The organism is Streptomyces sp. NPDC059169 (assembly GCF_042755225.1).
In the GTDB taxonomy this organism is placed as follows: domain Bacteria; phylum Actinomycetota; class Actinomycetes; order Streptomycetales; family Streptomycetaceae; genus Streptomyces.
Genome location: NZ_JBHZCF010000025.1, coordinates 51,998 through 70,170, shown reverse-complemented (window position 1 = coordinate 70,170; position 18,173 = coordinate 51,998). Strand labels below are relative to the sequence as shown.

General features: G+C 71.1%; 17 protein-coding genes and 1 pseudogene. 5 read left to right on the top strand and 13 right to left on the bottom strand.

Features of this window, described 5'->3' with window-relative positions; all coding sequences use genetic code 11:
• Positions 1–14: 14 nt before the first annotated feature.
• On the top strand, positions 15–1,643 hold the full coding sequence (gene lnt / locus ACFXOM_RS33060) for an apolipoprotein N-acyltransferase (protein ID WP_385040970.1): 1,629 nt from the start codon (positions 15–17) through the stop codon (positions 1,641–1,643).
• Here the strand turns inward: lnt and ACFXOM_RS33055 are convergent.
• Positions 1,567–2,472 carry a Gfo/Idh/MocA family protein gene (locus tag ACFXOM_RS33055; RefSeq protein ID WP_384939572.1) on the bottom strand — a complete coding sequence of 302 codons (906 nt, stop codon included), beginning with the start codon at positions 2,470–2,472 and terminating at the stop codon, positions 1,567–1,569. The two genes, lnt and ACFXOM_RS33055, sit on opposite strands and share 77 nt — an antisense overlap.
• A gap of 18 nt (positions 2,473–2,490) precedes the next feature.
• Positions 2,491–3,708 (bottom strand): FAD-dependent monooxygenase, encoded by a 1,218-nt coding sequence (locus ACFXOM_RS33050; RefSeq protein ID WP_384939570.1) that lies wholly within the window; start codon positions 3,706–3,708, stop codon positions 2,491–2,493.
• Between the two features lie 81 nt (positions 3,709–3,789).
• Here ACFXOM_RS33050 and ACFXOM_RS33045 point away from each other — a divergent pair, with 81 nt between their 5' ends.
• The gene (locus ACFXOM_RS33045; protein WP_384939568.1) at positions 3,790–4,434 is read left to right on the top strand and encodes a TetR/AcrR family transcriptional regulator; all 645 of its coding nucleotides are present in this window, start codon (positions 3,790–3,792) and stop codon (positions 4,432–4,434) included.
• An 83-nt stretch (positions 4,435–4,517) separates the two neighbouring features.
• Here the strand turns inward: ACFXOM_RS33045 and ACFXOM_RS33040 are convergent, their stop codons facing one another.
• The 11 genes from ACFXOM_RS33040 to ACFXOM_RS32990 form a co-directional block, all read right to left on the bottom strand.
• A complete protein-coding gene (locus tag ACFXOM_RS33040) occupies positions 4,518–5,042 on the bottom strand; it encodes a hypothetical protein (RefSeq protein ID WP_384947933.1) in 525 nt (174 codons plus the stop codon).
• A gap of 59 nt (positions 5,043–5,101) precedes the next feature.
• Positions 5,102–5,785: a uracil-DNA glycosylase gene (gene ung, locus ACFXOM_RS33035; RefSeq protein WP_385040967.1), complete on the bottom strand. Its 684-nt coding sequence runs from the start codon at positions 5,783–5,785 to the stop codon at positions 5,102–5,104.
• 113 nt (positions 5,786–5,898) lie between these two features.
• Complete coding sequence (locus ACFXOM_RS33030; RefSeq protein ID WP_384947930.1) at positions 5,899–7,479, bottom strand: ABC transporter substrate-binding protein; 1,581 nt, start codon at positions 7,477–7,479, stop codon at positions 5,899–5,901.
• Between the two features lie 118 nt (positions 7,480–7,597).
• A complete protein-coding gene (locus ACFXOM_RS33025) occupies positions 7,598–8,371 on the bottom strand; it encodes an SDR family oxidoreductase (protein ID WP_384939560.1) in 774 nt (257 codons plus the stop codon).
• Positions 8,372–8,387: 16 nt separating this feature from the next.
• Complete coding sequence (gene fabG, locus ACFXOM_RS33020; RefSeq protein WP_384939558.1) at positions 8,388–9,149, bottom strand: 3-oxoacyl-ACP reductase FabG; 762 nt, start codon at positions 9,147–9,149, stop codon at positions 8,388–8,390.
• Between the two features lie 192 nt (positions 9,150–9,341).
• Complete coding sequence (locus ACFXOM_RS33015; protein ID WP_384939556.1) at positions 9,342–9,737, bottom strand: DUF3037 domain-containing protein; 396 nt, start codon at positions 9,735–9,737, stop codon at positions 9,342–9,344.
• A complete protein-coding gene (locus ACFXOM_RS33010) occupies positions 9,734–10,588 on the bottom strand; it encodes a HipA family kinase (RefSeq protein WP_385040964.1) in 855 nt (284 codons plus the stop codon). Before ACFXOM_RS33010 ends, ACFXOM_RS33015 begins: the two co-directional genes overlap by 4 nt.
• 319 nt (positions 10,589–10,907) lie before the next feature.
• Positions 10,908–11,882 carry an MFS transporter gene (locus ACFXOM_RS33005; protein WP_384939552.1) on the bottom strand — a complete coding sequence of 325 codons (975 nt, stop codon included), beginning with the start codon at positions 11,880–11,882 and terminating at the stop codon, positions 10,908–10,910.
• 124 nt (positions 11,883–12,006) lie between these two features.
• Entirely contained in the window at positions 12,007–12,630 is a 624-nt protein-coding gene (locus ACFXOM_RS33000; RefSeq protein ID WP_384939550.1) for an RraA family protein, read from the bottom strand.
• Positions 12,631–12,677: 47 nt separating this feature from the next.
• Complete coding sequence (locus ACFXOM_RS32995; RefSeq protein WP_384939652.1) at positions 12,678–13,250, bottom strand: WD40/YVTN/BNR-like repeat-containing protein; 573 nt, start codon at positions 13,248–13,250, stop codon at positions 12,678–12,680.
• Positions 13,251–13,536: 286 nt separating this feature from the next.
• Positions 13,537–14,427, bottom strand: a complete 891-nt coding sequence (locus ACFXOM_RS32990; RefSeq protein WP_385040961.1) for a WD40/YVTN/BNR-like repeat-containing protein — start codon at positions 14,425–14,427, stop codon at positions 13,537–13,539.
• A gap of 13 nt (positions 14,428–14,440) precedes the next feature.
• Here ACFXOM_RS32990 and ACFXOM_RS32985 point away from each other — a divergent pair, with 13 nt between their 5' ends.
• From ACFXOM_RS32985 to ACFXOM_RS32975, 3 genes and pseudogenes are all read left to right on the top strand, one after another.
• A complete protein-coding gene (locus ACFXOM_RS32985) occupies positions 14,441–15,754 on the top strand; it encodes an aconitase family protein (protein WP_385041048.1) in 1,314 nt (437 codons plus the stop codon).
• Positions 15,700–17,151, top strand: a pseudogene (locus ACFXOM_RS32980) (DUF6025 family protein). Before ACFXOM_RS32985 ends, ACFXOM_RS32980 begins: the two are co-directional and overlap by 55 nt.
• Entirely contained in the window at positions 17,148–18,173 is a 1,026-nt protein-coding gene (locus ACFXOM_RS32975; protein ID WP_385040960.1) for an enolase C-terminal domain-like protein, read from the top strand. Before ACFXOM_RS32980 ends, ACFXOM_RS32975 begins: the two are co-directional and overlap by 4 nt.

Genomic DNA, 18,173 nt, shown 5'->3' with positions numbered 1-18,173 from the left:
CGGGGAGGCGCGGCATGCGGGTTCCGGGCGGGCGGCGGGAGCAGCTGACGCGGCTGTCGGCGTCGCCCTGGTGGCGCGGCGCGGCCGCGGTGGTTGCGGGCGCACTACCCGCGCTCGCGTTCCCGGCGCCCGGGCTGTGGTGGCTGGCGTACGTGGCGCTCGTGCCGTGGCTGCTGCTGGTCCGGGCGGCTCCGACCGGCCGCCGCGCCGCACTGGACGGATGGCTCGGCGGCATCGGCTTCATGATCGCCATGCACCACTGGCTGGTGCCGAACCTGCACGTGTTCATCGTTCTGCTCGCGGCACTGCTCGGCGTGCTCTGGGCACCGTGGGGGTGGCTTGTGCGCCGGCTGCTCGGTGGATCGCCGTCGGCGGCCCGTGCGTCGGCCGCGCTCGTCGTCGTCCCGTCGGGCTGGCTGGTGGTGGAGCTCGTCAGGTCCTGGGAGGCGTTGGGCGGACCGTGGGGGCTGCTCGGAGCGAGCCAGTGGCAGGTCCCGGCTGCCCTGCGGGTCGCCTCGGTCGGCGGCGTTTGGCTGGTGAGCCTGCTGGTGGTCGCGGTGAACACGGCGGTCGCCGTGCTGGTGTCGGTTCCCGCGGCGCGCGTCCCGGCCACGGCCGGGACGGTCCTGTGCGCGGTCGCCGTGGGCTCGGTGTGGCTGTGGGCGCCCCGTCCCGGGCGAACGGACCGGGTGGTGCGCGTCGCCGTCGTCCAGCCGGGCGTGATCGACGGCGTCGGCGGAGCGGAACGGCGCTTCTCCCGGGGGGAGCAGCTGACCCGGGAGTTGGTCGGGGCGCGCCCCGACCTGGTGGTGTGGGGCGAGAGCAGCGTCGGGGCGGACCTTTCGGCACGGCCCGATCTCGCGGCACGGCTCGCGGCGCTGTCGCGTGCCGTGGGAGCCGACGTGCTCGTCAACGTGGATGCGCGACGGAAGGACCGCCCGGGTGGCCGGGAGACGACGAGCGGGATCTACAAGAGCAGCGTGCTGGTGGGTCCGGGCGGTCCGACCGGCGATCGGTACGACAAGATGCGCCTGGTTCCCTTCGGCGAGTACGTCCCGGCGCGTGCGCTACTCGGCTGGGCGACCTCCGTGGGCAAGGCCGCGGGCGAGAACCGGATGCGCGGCGACCGCCAGGTGGTCATGTCCGTACCCGGCGGGCAGGGGCGCCCGGGGCTGCGGGTGGGTCCGTTGGTGTGCTTCGAGTCGGCGTTCCCCGACATGAGCCGCCGGCTCGCCCGCGACGGTGCCCGGCTGCTCGTCGTCCAGTCCGCGACGTCGACGTTCCAGGGCAGTTGGGCACCGGCACAGCACGCCTCACTGGCGGCGCTGCGGGCGGCGGAGACCGGCCGGCCCACCGTGCACGCCACCCTCACCGGAGTGAGCGCGGTGTACGGCCCCGACGGCCGGCCGATCGGGGCCCGCCTCGGCACCGACGAGAGCACCGCGGCCGTGTACGAGGTCCCACTCACCGAGGGCTCCACGCTCTACGTCCGGTTCGGCGACTGGCCGGTGTACGGGGCGGTGGCGTTGCTCGCGGCCCTCTGCGCGGTCTGCGGCGTCCGGTACGTCAGGCGGCCTGCTCCGACGCCTCCCGCACCACCCGCTCGCACAACTCGTGGGTCAGCAGTGCGTCCCGGGCGCTGAGGAACTTCCCCACGCGCACCGCGTCCAGGAAGGCGAGCGTGGCCTGCTCGATGCCGCGCTGGCGTGCCACCGGCACCCAGTCGCCGCGCCGCCGCACCGTGGGCTGCCCCTTGTGGTCGATGACCTCCGCGAGGTTGAGCACCTCCCGTTTGGTGTCCTGTCCGGCCACTTCGAGGATCTCCTCGGTGGAGCCGCTCAACCGGTTCATCACGCCGATCGCGGTGAAGCCGTCGCCCGAGAGCTGGAGCACGACGTGGTGCATGAGCCCGTCACGGATGCGGGCGCGCACGTCCGTGTGCTCGACCGGCCCCGGTAGCAGGAAGCGCAGGGTGTCGACGACGTGGATGAAGTCGTCGAGCACCAGTGTGCGGGGATCCTCCGGCAGGCCCACCCGGTTCTTCCGCATCAGGATGAGCTCGCGCGGGTGGTCCAGGCAGTGGGCGTAACCGGGCGCGTAGCGGCGGTTGAAACCCACGGCGAGGCTGGTCCCCGTCCGTTCCGACTGCTCCACCAACTGCTCCGAGTCGGCGAGCCGGTAGGCGAGCGGTTTGTCGACGTACGTCGGCACGCCGGCGGCGAGCAGCCGGGCGACGATCTCGGGGTGGACGGAGGTGGGGGCGTGCACGAAGGCGGCGTCGAGCTGCCGGGCGAGCAGGGAGTCCAGGGTGGTGTGGCAGCGGTCCGCCGGGATGTGGTGGGCCGCGGCGATGCGGTCCAGCGTGGCGGTCGTCCGGGTGTGCAGGTGCAGCTCCACCCCCGGTCGGGTGGTGAGGACGGGCAGGTAGGCCTTCTGCGCGATGTCACCGAGCCCGATGCAGCCGACCTTCACGAGGGCCTCCCTGTGCCGTCATGGCGCCGTACCCTGCGCCGCCGCCGTGCCGGCAGCATACGTGGGCCCGGGCGGCCGCCAGTCCGCGATTCCGTCCATGCCGCGCAGGACCACGCCGGGCCCGAGCCGGGATGCGGCGGCGATGAGCCGGTTGCGCAGCGCCACGGCCGGAGCGCTGCGCAGCATGGCCAGCTGCCCGGTCCTGGTGGCCCGACGGACGACCGCCATGGTGCGCGGCAACCGGTCCGCGGTGTACGCGGCGAGACCGTCCACGGCGGCTCCGGGTGCCTGCCCTATGTGGTGGACGAGTACGACGGCGTCTTCGATGGCCTGGTTGCCGCCCTGGCCGAGGGTGGGCTGCATGGCGTGGGCCGCGTCGCCGAGGAGGGCGACCCGGCCTTGGTGGTAGGCCGGCAGCGGGTCGGCCATGTGGTGCACGTCGTGGCGCACGACTCGGCCCTCGGCGGCGGCGAGGACCGCGGGCACCGGGTCGTGCCAGTCTCCGAAGAGGCGCACCAGTGCGGCCCGCTCACCGTCGCGTGCCTGCGCGCCCGCCGGCGCGCAGGCCGCCGCGTAGGCGTAGACGCGGCCGTCCCTGAGCGGCTGGGTACCCCAGAGGCGACCCCGTCCCCAGGTCTCGTGCGGGGTGAAGGGTCGGTCCGGTGCGGGGACCACCGTGCGCCAGGTGGTGAATCCGGAGTAGCGGGGCCCCGGGTGGCCGGGGAACAGTGCTCGGCGCACTGCGGAGTGGATGCCGTCGGCACCGACGACGAGGTCGGCTTCGAGTGGCCCGTCGGGGGTGCCCACGACGGCGGGGCGTTCGGCGTCGCCCGCGTCCACGAGGGTGGCCGGGGAGCCGGTGCGTACGGCTGTGCCGGGCAGACGGTCGACCAGGATGTCGACGAGGGTCGCCCGGTGGAGCAGCACCAGGGGGCCGCCGTAGCGCTCGGACGTGACCGTGCTGTCCATCCGGTTGAGCCAGCGGCCGTCGGGGGTGCGCAGCCCGCCCTCGCCCTGCCAGGCCGCGAGGCTCCTGATCCGGTCGCCGAGGCCGATGGTGTCGAGGGCGCGCTGGGAGTTGGGGGCGAGACTGATGCCGGCGCCGACCGGGCTGAGGCCGGTGGCACGCTCCAGGACGGTGGCGTCCCAGCCCTGTTGGTGGAGGGCGACGGCGGCGGTGAGCCCGCCGATCCCGCCGCCGACGACGACGGCCCGACGACCGCGGTGTCCGTTCATGAGCGAACCCCTCCCTGGAACTACATCTGTAGTGACACCGTGACCGTACTACAGCTGTAGTGCCGGCGGTAGGTTGTCCCCATGACCGCACGCACCGACGGCCCGGGATCCCGCACCGCCTCCCGCGCCGAGCTGATCGCCGACGCCGCCCTGGACCTGCTCGCGGAGCGCGGGATGCGGGGACTGACGCACCGCGCGGTCGACGAGCGGGCCGGGCTCCCCCAGGGCTCCACGTCCAACCACGCGCGTACCCGGCTGGCCCTGCTCGAGACCGCGGTGCACCGCCAGGCCGAACGCGAGGCACGCGTCCTCACGCCCGACGAGATGCCCGATCCCCGGGGCGGCACGGAGGTCCTGGTCGAAGCCCTCTCGCTGGCGCTCCACCGCTACCTCACCGACCACCGGCCGCTGCTCGTCTCCCGGTACGAGCTGGCGCTGGAGGCCACCCGCAGGCCCGAGCTGCGGGACTTCTACGACACGGCGGGCAGGGTGTTCCGCGAACCGCTGGTGGCCTTGATGGCGGGGGCCGGTTCGACCGAACCGGAGCGGCACGCGCTCTCCCTGATCGCCTGGTGCGAGGGGCTCATGTTCTCGTGCGTGGCGGGGACCTACCACGCTCGGGCCCTGACCCGGGCGGAACTGCGCACGGGGTTCTCCGAACTGCTCTCCGGCATGCTCGGGAACGGCCTCCGCACGCCGAAGGCCCGCTCCGTGACGCCGGACTGACCCGCCCCACGGCGGAGGGGCGGGCCGGTTGCGCGAGCGCACCGGAGGGGCGATCGGCGGCGGCGATGCACGACCGCATCCGCTCACTCCTGTGCGAGCCGCCGCTCCAGCCGGTCGATCTCCGCGCGGACACCGGCTCCGTAGCCGTCGTCCGCCAGCACCTCCACCGCCTCCCGCGCCCGCTCCAGGTGGATCCGTGCGGCCTGCGGGTGATGGAGCTTGAGATAGTCCACGGCCAGGCTCAGATGCAGGGCGGGGTACAGGCCGCGGACCGCGGCCAGCGACTCGCGCGGGGCCCGGTCACCGTTCGTCAGCGTTTCCGCTGCCGACAGCGCTCGCAGGTCCCAGGCCAGCTCGTCACCGGGATCGTCCTGGGTGTCCGCCAGGTAGTGGGCGAGGGTGCACCGGTGCACCGGGTCGCCGTTCTCACCGATCTGCGTCCAGAGCTCCCTGAAGCGGTTGCCCGCCTCCTCTCGGTCGCCTCCGTGGAGCAGCATGATCGCCTGGCCGATCCTCGTCGTCACGGCTACCTCCGATGCCCCCTGCTGCTGCTCCACTGCGGTCCTCCAGCGCTCGACACGGGTCGTGCCGACGCTAGCCGCAGCCATCGGTGAATGCGGTACAGGCTCGGGCGGGTCCCGAGCCTGTCAGCCAGGTGCGCGAACCGTCAGCCGAGGTCGGGGATGCGCCAGTCGATCGGATCGTGGCCCTGGGCCGCCACCGCCTCGTTTATCCGGGTGAAGGGCCGGGAGCCGAAGAACTTCTTCGCGGACAGCGGCGAGGGGTGCGCACCCTTCACCACCACGTGCCGCTCCTCGTCGATCAGCGGCAGCTTCTTCTGCGCGTAGTTGCCCCAGAGCACGAAGACCGCCGGATCGGGCCGGGAGGACACTGCGGTGATCACCGCGTCGGTGAACTTCTCCCATCCCTTGCCCTTGTGGGAGTTGGCCTCACCGGACCGCACCGTCAGCACGGCGTTGAGCAGCAGGACCCCCTGCTCGGCCCAGGGAATCAGATAGCCGTTGTCCGGCACCGGGTGCCCCAGCTCCTCCTGCATCTCCTTGTAGATGTTCCGCAGGGAGGGCGGGGTCTTGACGCCCGGGCGCACCGAGAAGCAGAGTCCGTGCCCCTGGCCTTCGCCGTGGTACGGATCCTGGCCGAGGATCAGCACCTTCACCCGGTCGAAGGGCGTGGCGTCCAGCGCCGCGAAGACCTCTTCGCGCGGCGGGTACACCGGCCCCCTGGCGCGCTCGTCCTCGACGAACTCCACGAGCTCCTTGAAGTACGGCTTCTGGAGCTCCTCGCCGAGGACGCCGCGCCAGGACTCGGGCAGCATGTCGGTGTCGGTCACGTCAACAACCTCCGGTGTGCGATCAGTTCTCGACCACAGAACCTACCTGCGGCCACTGACAACCGCTCCCGCGCGCCGGAGCACCCGGACGGAGGCCGTTCCCACCGACGCGCCTACCAGCTGGTCTGGCGGCGCAGTTCCCACATCTGCATGACCGTCTGCGGGTCCAGGGCCCGCTCACCACCGGCGATGTCCTCGCCCGCCGCCACATAGGTCTTCCCCTGCCACAGCGGCAGCAGCCGGACGTCGTCCACGAGGATCTTCTGCGCCCGCTCGAAGAGCTGGGACACCGCCCCGCGGTTGCTCTGCTTCCGGGTCTCGGGCAGCAGCTGCTGGGTGATCTCCTTGCTCTCGTACGGCGTTCCCAGCACGTTCTCCTTGCCGATGAACGGCGCGATGAAGTTGTCCGGGTCGGGGAAGTCGGGGAACCACCCTCGGCCGAAGGCCGGGTACTCGCCGTTCTTGTACCCCTCCTGGAACTGCTTCCACGGCTTGCTGTGGAGCGTGACCTTGAACAGGCCGGACGACTCGAGCTGTCGCTTGAGCTCGGCGAATTCCGGCGCGGTCGCCGATCCGTAACGGTCGGTGGTGAACCAGAGGGTGAGCGGGACCGGAGTGTCGACGCCGGCGTCCCTGAGGATGTCGCGGGCCTTGTCGGCGTTCGGCTCGCCGTACTTGTCGTAGAAGCTGGTGGTGTGACCGGCGATGCCCTTGGGGACCATCGAGTAGAGCGGCTCGGCCGTACCGCGGTACACCTTGTCGACGAGCGCGCCGCGGTCGACGACCTGGGCGATCGCCTCGCGGACCGGGAGCTTGCGGACGGACGGGTCCTTGGGGTTGAAGACCAGGTAGCGGATGTCCGCACCCGTCGTCTCCACGACCTGGAGACCGTCGCTGTCCTTCTTCTTGTCCTGGATTTCGACGACCTCCTCCGCCGTGAGACCGCGGTACGTGGCGTCGATGTCCTTGCGCTTGAGCGCGGACACCATCGCTTCGGAGTCCTTGAAGTAGCGGATGGTGACGCCGTCGTTCTTGCGGTCGGCGAAGCCGTTGTACGTCTTGTTCTTCTTCAGCTCCGCGCTCGCGCCGTCCTCGTACGACGCCAGGACGTAGGGGCCGGAGCCGGTGAGCTTGCCGTCCTCGCGGAGCTTGTCCTCCGGGTACTCCGCGGGATCGACGAGCGACATCGCCGGGGTGGCGAGGATGAACGGGAACGTCGCGTCCGGCTTGGTGAGCCGGAAGGTGACCGTCAGCTTCCCGTCCGTGTCGATGCTGCGGAGCGAGCCGAGGAGCCCGTTGGGGCCACCGGTGACGTCGATCTTCTTGATGCGGTCGATCGAGTGCTTGACCGCGGCCGCGTCGAGCACGTGACCGTTGGAGAACTTGAGGCCTTCGCGCAGCGTGCACTGGAATGCCGTGTTCGCCGGGCTGGTGAACTTGCACTTCTCCGCCGCATCGGGCTGCGGGGTGGTGCTTCCGGTCGGGAAGCTCAGCAACGTCTGGAAGACGTTCCGGAACAACTCCCAGGAGCCGTCCCACGAAGCGGCAGGATCGAGTGTGCTGGGCGCACTCGTCGTGCCGACGACTATCTGCTGCGCCCCATCGGCGTCATCGTCCGAAAACAGGCCGCATCCCGCCACCAGGGATATGGACGCAAGGGCTGCAGCCGCCTGCAGCATCGTCCGGTTGAACACGTGCACGCTCCTCGTTCAGCCATGGGTCGGCGAACCATACCGCAGCACCTCGCCGGACCGATGGGGAGGTCCAGCGAGGCACTTGCTGTGATGTCGGCCCAATCAGGCACAAACCGGATCAGTGGACTCCGGCATTGAGGAAAATACCGCCATCGACGACGAGTGTCTGCCCCGTGATCCAGTCCGATTGCTCGGAAGTGAGAAAGGCAGCAGCCCCGCCGATGTCCGAAGGAACACCGAGCCGGCCCAGCGGATAGGCGGCCGCGGCCTCCGCTTCACGCCCCTCGAACAACGCCTCCGCGAATTTCGTCTTGATCACCGCGGGGGCGATGGCGTTGACGCGCACGGCCGGCGCGAATTCATGCGCCAACTGGAGGGTCAGATTGACCATTGCCGCCTTGCTCATGCCGTATGCCCCGATAAAGGGGGATGCGGAGACCCCGGCGATCGACGCGATGTTCACGATCGCCCCGCCGTTCTCCTTCTGCCAGGCCTTCCAGGTCTGCTGGGCGAAGCCGAGCGCCGAGATCACATTGGTCTCGTACACCTTGCGGGCCACGTTGAGGTCGAGTTCCGCGATCGGCCCGAACACCGGGTTGGTGCCGGCGTTGTTGACGAGGAAGTCGACGCGGCCGAACGCCTCCATGGTGCGTTCCACGGCCGTCGCCTGGTGCGCCTCGTCGTGCGCCTTGCCCGCGACGGCGATCACGCGGTCCGCCCCGAGCCTCTCGACGGCCTCCTTGAGCGCGTCCTCGCCTCGACCGGTGATGCAGACCCGGTCACCGCGGGCGACGAACGCCTCTGCGACGCCGTAGCCGATGCCGCGACTGGCGCCCGTCACCAGGGCCACCTTCCCGGACAGCGGGGGGAGCTCCTGCTCCTGTGCGGTCATGTCGCTACCCTCCGGTTCAGTTGAGCGGTCCGCCGGCCACGTACATGACCTGGCCGGAGACGAAGCCCGCGTCGTCACCGGTGAAGAAGGCGATGGCGTTGGCGACGTCCTCCGGCCGGCCGACCCGCTGCACCGGAATCTGGGTGGCGGCGGCGGTCTGGAACTCCTCGAAGCCCATGCCGACGCGGGCCGCCGTCTGCGCGGTCATGTCCGTGACGATGAAGCCGGGCGCCACCGCGTTGGCCGTGACGCCGAACTTGCCGAGCTCCTTGGCCAGCGTCTTGGTGAAACCCTGGAGGCCCGCCTTGACCGCCGAGTAGTTGGCCTGGCCCCGGTTACCCAGCGCGGAGCTGGAGGACAGCGAGACGATCCGGCCGAAGCCCGCGTCCACCATGTGCTTCTGACACGCCTTGGCCATCAGGAACGCACCCTTGAGGTGCACGTTCATCACGGTGTCCCAGTCGGACTCGCTCATCTTGAAGAGCAGGTTGTCCCGCAGCACACCCGCGTTGTTGACGAGGATCGTCGGTGCGCCGAGCTCGGCGGCCACGCGGGCGACGGCGGCGTCGACCCGGGCGGAGTCCGACACGTCACAGCCGACGGCGATGGCCTTCCCGCCGGCCGCGGTGATCTTCTCGACGGTGTCCTTGCACGCCTCCTCGTCGAGGTCGAGTACGGCGACGGCACGGCCCTCGGCCGCCAGGCGCACCGCGGTGGCGGCGCCAATGCCTCGCGCCGCTCCCGTCACGATCGCGACGCGCTGCTCGGTGGTGGACATGGTTGCTTCTCCTCGCCCTCGGATCCCTTGGACACGGCTCGCTCTGGCACCGCGGCCCGCCGTCGGCCCGGTACGGTCCGTCGGCACGACCATCGATGAGCGACCGCTTAGTACCTTCAGCAGACGAGACGCTAGAAGCCCTGGCACCCGGTGTCAACGGCCCACCGGGTGCCCATGGTCACTGCCCCTCCATCAGCGCACGAGCACATCGAGCAGACGCTCGACCTCGGCTTCCGGATCGGCCGTCAGACCGGTGTGCACCGGGCCGGGCTGGACGACGGTGGAACGTGGTGCGATGAGCCAGCGGAACCGTCGTCCCGCGTCGTCGCGCGCCGCCTGGCCGGCGTCCTGCCCGCCCCGGCACACGCCTTCCACCGCCTGCAGCGCGGCGCGGACTCCCAGGACGTCGGCCTGCGGGTCCAACGCCCGCAGCTTCGCCTCGTCCAGGTGCGTACGTGCCGCAACGAAGGACCTGGCGCGGCAGTAGAGCACCACGCCCGCGTTGACGTACTCACCGCGTTCGACACGCGGAACGACGCGCAGCAGCGCGTACTCGAAGACGTCTCGTCGCACGTCGTGATCGGTCACCGGTCGTCGCCCTTCACGCTCTTCTGGGTCGGGTGCGGCCGGGGGGCGAGGCGCTCGGCCAGCCACCCCGGGGCCTGCGACGGCCGCGGCACGGAGGGGGCGTCCATCGTGATCCGCTCGTGGATGGTGGCTGCGCGCCGCAGGAGGGCCTCCACGTAGGCGCGGCGGAGCGCATCGGTGGAGTCGAAGCCTGGCTCGTCGACCAGCCACTCGTCCGGAACGTCCGCTGCCGCCTGCGTCAGCAGCTCCTCGGTGACGAGCGGGGCGAGCCGGGCGGCCGCGCCCGTGACGTCGGGACGGAAGGGCGCGAGTGCGTGGTCGGACGCGTCGTAGGGCTTGGCGGCGGAGGCGTGCGCACCCGGCCAGTTGTGGTGCCAGATCATGGTCGCACCGTGGTCGATCAGCCAGAGGTCCCCGTGCCATACCAGCATGTTGGGGTTGCGCCAGGACCGGTCGACGTTGTTGATCAGGGCGTCGAACCAGACGACCCGGCCGGCCTCCTCGGGGCTCACCTCGTACGCGAGCGGATCGAAGCCGATGGAGCCGGGAAGGAAGTCCATGCCGAGGTTGAGTCCCCCGCTCGCCTTCAGCAGCTCCTGCACCTCCTGATCGGGCTCGGAGAGCCCGATGACCGGGTCGAGCGAGATCTGCACCAGCTCCGGTACACGCAGCCCCAGCCGGCGCCCCACTTGACCGCAGATGACCTCGGCGACGAGGGTCTTGCGCCCTTGGCCCGCCCCGGTGAACTTCATGACGTACGTGCCGAGATCGTCGGCTTCGACGATGCCCGGGAGCGAACCGCCCTCACGCAAAGGCGTGACGTAGCGGGTCGCTACGACCTCTTCCAGCACTTTCCCAGGCCACCCATCTCTTCAGCCTTACAATCCATGGACGACTTCTCCGGGGCGTAGAGGCAGGAATCACGGGTCAACGGCGCTGGGGAGAATCTGGGGAGTTTCGGCCGGCGGGCCGGTCTCCCCGCTCCCCAAGCAGACCGTCGATGGTGCCGCGCCCCTTGCTGCCAGCTTCCGGCATGAAGTGAGCATAGTAACCGAGGGTGATCGCCCACGGGTGGCAGCGCCGCTCCCACCGCGGCGAAGCCGACGGCCATGACGAGCCATCCGAAGGTGCCGTACTCGATCGCGAGCCAGGTGAGCACCGCGGGGGCGATCATTCTGCCGATGTCGGCACCCATGGAGGCGGTGCCCTGGTACTGGCCCTGGGCGTCCTCGGGGCGAGGCCGAAGGAGATGCCCCAACTGCCCGCCGCCTGCCGCACCTCGCCGAGCACATGGGCGATCGCACCCAGGAACAGCAGCACGGAGGCGGTGACGGCGGAGACGCCCTCCGTCAGGGAGAAGACCACGCAGGCCACGGCGATGCACAGGGCCCCGCCGCGCGCCGCGCGGGCCGCAGGGCCCGGTTCGTCGGTGCCGCGCGAAGCCCGCACCTGCAGCACCACCACGAGCACGGTGTCGAGAAGCAGTACGCCCGCGATGACCCAGCGCGGTGCTCCGGTGCGGTGCAGCACCCAGAGCGGGAGGACGACCTCGCGCAGGAGATTGTGCATCGACAGCAGGCCGTCCAGGACCACGAAGGCGAGGAACGGACGGTCTCGAAGCACGGTGAGGGCCGGACCGGGCTTGGCCGGCCGCGGGGACACGGCGGGCAGCCGCAGCGTCAGCAGTCCGCTCGCCAGATAGGCGAACGCGACGACGAGCACGGCCGACCTGTAAGCCGTCTCGCTGCCCACGGTCAGCAGTACGCCCGCGAGGGCGGCCCCCGCTATCGCACTGACATTGCTCACCGTCCGCACGTACGCCCGCACGGCGACCCGCTGGTCGGGTGGGGCGATCCCGGCGATCATCGCCAGGCGGGCGCTGCGGCTGGTGCTGTAGGCCACCGCCTGGACGCTGATCACCACCAGGTAGGCGGAGTAGCCGGATACCAGCAGGAGCGCGGCCGACAGCGGAGCCATGGCCACCAGGGACCACATCTGTACGCGGCGCGGGCCGATCCGGTCCGCGAGGTGGCCGGCCGGAGTGCTCAGCGCGAGCGCCACACCGGCGGCGATCCCCACGCCCACGCCGAACTGGCCTGGGGACAGGCCGAGAATGGTGGTCGCGTAGACGGCGTTGAGCGCCATCCACAGTCCCTGTCCAGAGTGAGGAGCAGGACGATTCCGAGGAAGGTACGGACCGGGGGATGTTCGGGGACGGCGCCCTTGAGCGCCGAGAGGCCACGCTTGAGCATCTGAGGAGGACCGCCGATCAGCTCTCGAAGCCGGACTCGGCAAGGATCTTGTCGATGCGCGTGCGGTGCGCCTCCTCCCAGGCGTCGAGGGTCTCGTCCGCCTCCTTGGCCAGCTTCGCCTCCGCCGTGCGCAGCACCTCCTCCTGGCGTGCGGCGGGTACGACGACGACGCCTTCCTCGTCGGCGACCACGACGTCACCGGCCTCGACCCGGACACCGGCGCAGCGCACCGGCTCGTTCAGCGGCCGGACAACCTTCTTCGCCCCGGGGATGGGGACAACTCCGCGCGCGTGTACGGGGAAGCGGGCCTCGCGCACCTCGTCGATGTCGCGGATCACTCCGTCGGCGACGAACGCGACGACCCCGCGGCGCTGGGCGACGGCGCAGACGTTGCCGCCGGCGAGCGCGAAGTCCACGTCGCCGGACTCCACAACGATGACCGAGCCGGGCGCGGCCCGGTGGATCGCCGCGTGCAGCATGAGGTTGTCGCCGGGCGGGCACTGCACCGTGAAGGCCGGGCCGGCGATACGGGGCATCGACGGCCACAGCGGGCGGATGCTGATGTCCATGACCTGCTCGTGGCCCAGGATGTCGGCGAGCGTCGTGGTGGGGATGTTCGCGAATGCGGCGATGCTGCTCATACGCTTCTCCTGTGTTGGGCGTTCTTCTCTCCGGGTGTCCGTGCGCGCTACCAGTAGATCACTGCGTCCTTCTCCGGACTGTAGGGATGGCGGTCCCAGGTCGCACCGCCGTCCGAAGTCGAGAGCACGGTCCCCTCGTCGCCGACGATCCATGCCCGGTGCGCCGTGGTCGGCTGCGCGGCCCACAGCGACATACCGGTGCCGGTGAAGCCGGTACGCCAAGTGGCGCCACCGTCCCGGGAGATGAGGACGGTGTCGCTGCGGCCGACGCCGAGGGCGGTGCCTCCGTCGGGCGTGAACGCGATGGCGTGGAGCATCTGTTGGGTGTCGGTCGGCTTTCGCTCCCAGGTGTGGCCGCCGTCGCGGGTGTGCAGAACCGCGCCCCGGTCGCCGACCACCCAGCAGGTTTGACCGTCGGCGGCGTACACCCCGAACAGGTCGTCGTCGGTGCCCGCGTCCTGTGTCTGCCAGGTGTCCCCGCCGTCGAGGGTGTGCAGGATCGTGCCGCCGAGGCCCACGGCCCAACCGGTGTGCGCGTCCGTGAAGTCGAGGCCCCACAGGACGTCGCCGCAAGGCGTGGGCTGGGTGCGCCAGGTCGTGCCGCCGTCCCGGGTGGCGATGATCGTGCCGAGGTCGCCGGCGTCCCAGGCGGCGGCCTCGTCCGCGGGCTGACGGCGAGCAAGTCCTTGTCGGTGCCGCTCGCCTGCGGCCGCCAGGAGGCGCCCGCGTCATGCGTGACCAGGACGACGCCGCCCCGGCCGACCGTCCATGCCGTCTTCGGGGAGGCGGCCGCGAGGGTGTACAGGTTCGCCGTGGTGCCGCTGGGCTGCGGGGCCCACCGGCCGAGACCGCGCGAACCAAGGATTGTCCCTCCGTCACCGACCGCCCAGCCTTGCCCCGTGTCAGTCAGGATGCGGACGCCGTACAGGTTCTTGCCGGTGCCGGCGACTGCTGCGTCCACGAGGCGCCGCCGTCCGAAGTGGCGAGCACCAGGCTGCCGTCGCCGACGATGTGCGCCCGGCTGCCGTCGGGGGACGCCCAGATGCTCTTGAGGTTGCCGGAGGTTCCGCTGTCCTGGGGCTTCCACACCTGTCCGCCGTCGTCGGTGGCGAGTACGGTGCCGAGGTCTCCGACTGCCCAGCCGCGGTCCCCCTGCGAGGTGAAGGTGACGGCCCACAGTGCCGCGTCGGTGCCGGCGTCCCGCGGTGACCAGGTGGCTCCGCCGTCCCGGGTGGCCAGCAGGGTGCCGGTCCGTCCTACGGCCCACGCGGTGTCGTCGTCGACGGCGTGCACGTACGTCAGGTCCGCGCCCACCGGCACTTTGCACCGCCGCCAACTCGCACCACCGTCGTCCGTCACCAGCACCGCGCCACCGGCACCCACCACATACCCCACACGCCCGCCCGGCCCCAGACACACACCGAACAGATCGGCCTCGACCGGCACTTCGCACCGCCGCCAACTCGCACCACCGTCGTCCGTCACCAGCACCGCGCCACCGGCACCCACGGCCCAGGCATGCCGTTCGTCCTCGAGGACGTGGACGGACCAGAGCAGGAGGCCGTCGGTCCCCGTGCCGGTGCGCCAGACGGCCCCGTGGTCGGTGGTGGTGAGGACGGTGCCGTCCTGGCCGACGGCCGTACGGGTGGCGCCCGCGCCATGGACGGCCATCAAGTCCTTGTGGGCGCGGTTGAGTTGCGGCTCCCAGCTGTGCCCGCCATCCGCGGAGACGAGGATCAGGCCGTCGTCGCCGGCGGCCCACCCGTGGCCGGCGTCCGCCGTGAGGGCGAGGGTCACCACGTCCTTGGACGTGCCGCTGCGGCAGGGCGACCCGGTACGGCCGGCGTCGTCCGAGCCGATCAGCAGGCCGTCGTTCCCGGAGCCCGATCGGGTGAAGACCAGCCTCTCCCCCGGGTCCCGGGCCGTGACCCGCTACCGCCAGGCCGCCGGCCTCATGCCGTACCTGGAGAAGCTCGGCTTCCACGTGGCCGGATACGGCTGCATGACCTCCAACGGCGGCGGCCCGCTGAACCCCGGGGTCGGTGACACCGTCACCGAGGAGGGCCCTACGGTGGCGGCGGTGCTCAGCGGAAACCGCAACTTCGAGTCCCGGATCCATCCGCAGGTGCGCGCCGGCTACCTGGCGTCCCCGGCCATGGTCGTGGCACTCGCCCTGGTCGGACATGTCTGCGCCGACCTGAAGAGCGAACCTCTGGGGACCGGCAGCGAAGGCACTGCCGTCATGCTGCGGGACCTCTGGCCGCAGACCTCCGAACTCGACTCCCTGGAAGCCGAGTTCCTCTCCCCGGAGCAGTTCTCTGGCAGCCAGGCGCCACCGGCGGATTGGGACACGATCACGCCCATGGACACGGAGACGTTCCCCTGGGACGAGGACTCCACCTACATTCGCTTCCCCGCCTACGTCGACGCCCGGCGGCCCACGGAAGCGGTGACCGGCGCCCGTGTCCTGCTCGCGCTCGGCGACGACGTGAGCACCGACCACATCTCCCCGGTCGGTGCCATTCCGGAGGAGTCACCCGCCGGTGTCCAGCTGCGAGGGAAGGGCGTACATGCCTTCAACTCCTACGGTTCGCGCCGCGGGCACCACGAGGTGATGGCCCGGGGCACGTTCAGCAACCCGCGGCTGCTCAACCGCCTCGTGGGCGACGGCGACAGCGGCGGCAGCACCCTGCACCTGCCCACGGGTGAGCGGGGCCCGGTGTTCGAGGCCGCCGAGCGCTACGCCGCCGCGGGCACCTCGCTCGTCGTCCTGGCCGGCCGGAACTACGGTATGGGCTCGTCCCGCGACTGGGCCGCGAAGGGCCCCTGGCTGCTGGGCGTCCGCGCCGTGCTCGCCGAGAGCTTCGAACGCATCCACCGGGCGAATCTGTGCGCCATGGGCATCCTGCCCCTGCTGCTGCCCGCCGGCCGCAGCTGGTCGAACCTGGGTCTCACCGGGCACGAGTCGTTCGAGCTGGCGCTCGACGGGATGCGGGAGACGGGGGCAGTCCGGGTCACCGCGGGCGCGGTCACCTTCACCGCGACGGCGGACGTCAGCTCGGCGGGCGAATGGGACGTGCTCCTCGCCGGTGGCACCCTGCCCTGCCTCCTCGGCCGGCTGTGAGCCCAGGAGTCGGAGTGAGCGTGCCCGTACTCACACGCCTCGGCCTGTCGCCGTCCGCCACCGGGACGGCGGCCCTGGCCACCGGCGAGAAGCCCTATGCCACCCTCCACTTCGGCCCGCTCGACGTCCCCGTCGGCAGCCTCCTCGATCTGGCGCGGGACACCGAGGATCTGCTGCCCCCGCGAACCGGTCACCTGGGCAACTGGGAGGACATCGCGCTGGGCCGCTCGGGCCCGATGGACTTCAACACCGCGGTGTGCGCCGGTGGTTACGGCTATCCCCTGGTCTACGGTTTCACCCGGACCGAGGCCGACACCGAGGGCGGCGACGACGTCTACCTGCCGGGCTCCCTGGTCGACGGGGGCCGGCAGACCACCCTGCCCCTGTACACCTGGGACGGGCGGGCCTTCGTACGCCGGGACCGCAGCCGTCCGCTGTTCTGTGCCCTGACCCTGACGGAGCTGGACGGCGAGCTGGTCCCGCTCGTCGAACTCCACCGGCGGCGGATGGCGACGGTGCCCGGCTACCACTTCCGGCAGTGGGCGGACTCGCTGAACGATCACGCCTCGCTGGTCACCGACATGCTCTGTCTGTTGCCGGAAGAAGCCCGCGGACGGCAGAACCCGCGCGCGGCGTTCGCGGAGCTGATCAGCCACGCGGTGCGGCCGGACGGCTCGGTGGGGCGCTGCGAGATACGCCAGGACGGCGGTGGCTAGGTGATCGAGGGCCACCGCTATCCCTCCGCGCGTGCGTTCGCCGAGGCGGCCATGCTCACCGTCGACGCGCTGACCGAGCCACGTCGGTACTTCTCCCGGATGAACGACATCCCCCCGGTGCTCCCGGTGATCTCGATCCAGCTGAGCAGCGTGCTGTTCGGGCTGCTCGGCACTCATCTGCCGGACGATCCGATACTTCCCGGCGAGGACCCGTTCCTCACACACCTGCACTGGGGCGCGCGGGCGATGGCCGGCTGCCCGCCGCGGCGCGGCGGATATCTGGCCCGCAAGTCGACGGTTCGTTCCCTGCGAGCGATCACCGGGCCTCCCGTACGCCACTTCGACGAGATCCGCCCCCTGCGCTTCGCACTGTTGCCCGCCCAGATCTTCATGCTCTGTCCGCCCGACACCGAGGAGGGCGACGTCGACCTGCTCGCCGACCTGTTCCGGGCCGTGCGCGCGGCGCCGGACAACACCCACGACACCACCGTCGGCTGGCTCGTCACCCACCAGGAGCACCTCTCGCCGTACGTGCGCGAGCGCTTCCGGGAGTCCAGCGGCATCCCCACCGACGCCGCCTTGCGTGCCCCGGCGACACCGGTGGAGCACGACGGTTTCCGTGCGTTGACGTTCCGTCAAGCGTGGGATGTGGTCGCTGCGTTCGAGGAAGTACTGCGATGAATCTCACCCAGGAGACGGCCACGATCGCGCTGCGGGCGCCCTTCGCCGGCAACACCGGCGTGGTGACCGAAGTCCGCCAGTGCATGGTCACGCTGTCCTGGGAGGGCCTGACCGGGTACGGCACCGCGCGGGACGCCGATCCGACCGAGATCGGTGCATGCGCCCCGCTGCTCGACGGGGCATCGCCCTACGAGCTGCACGGGGTACTCGCCCGCCTTTCCCCGGCCGGCATCGGCCCCGCGGCCCGGTCCGCCGTCGACCTGGCCCTGCACGACCTGCTCGGCAAGGCCTGCGGACAGCCGCTGCACCGGCTGCTCGGACTTGCCGGGCTGCCGACCGCGCCGCCCGCCGCGTCGATCGGCGCATGCCCCGACGACGAACTCATCGCACGGGCGCAGTCGTTGGCGGACCAGCCGATCCTCAAACTCACACTCACCCCCGAGGACGACGGCAGCCGGGCCGGCATGCTGCGCTCGGTCTACGGCGGACGCATCCGGGCTGACGGCAACGGATCCTGGTCGCCCGACCGGGCACTCCGGGTCGCCGAGGAGCTGCACCGGCATGGCGTGGAACTCCTCGAACAGCCCGTGCCGCCCGGCTCACCGGACAACCTGGGCTACGTGCACGAGCGCTCACCGGTGCCGGTCTTCGCCGACGAGGACTGCACCGGACCCGAGAGCGTCCTGCGGCTGCAGGGCCGGGTGAGCGGCATCAACGTCAAGCTGCTCAAGTGCGGTGGGGTCCTCGCCGCCCGCGAGACGGTCTCCCTCGCCCGCCGCTGCGGCCTCGAGGTGATGCTCGGATGCAAGGTGGAGAGCTCCCTCGGCGTGACCGCGATGGCGCAACTGGTCGGGCTTGCCGATCATTTGGACCTGGACGGACATCTGGACCTGACCGACGACCCGTTCACCGGAATCGGCACCGAATACGGGATGATCAGCCTCCCGGCATCCGCGGGTCTCGATGCCGTGGCGTTGCCCGTCAGCGGCCCGACTCACCGCGTGAACAATGGAGAGCACTGA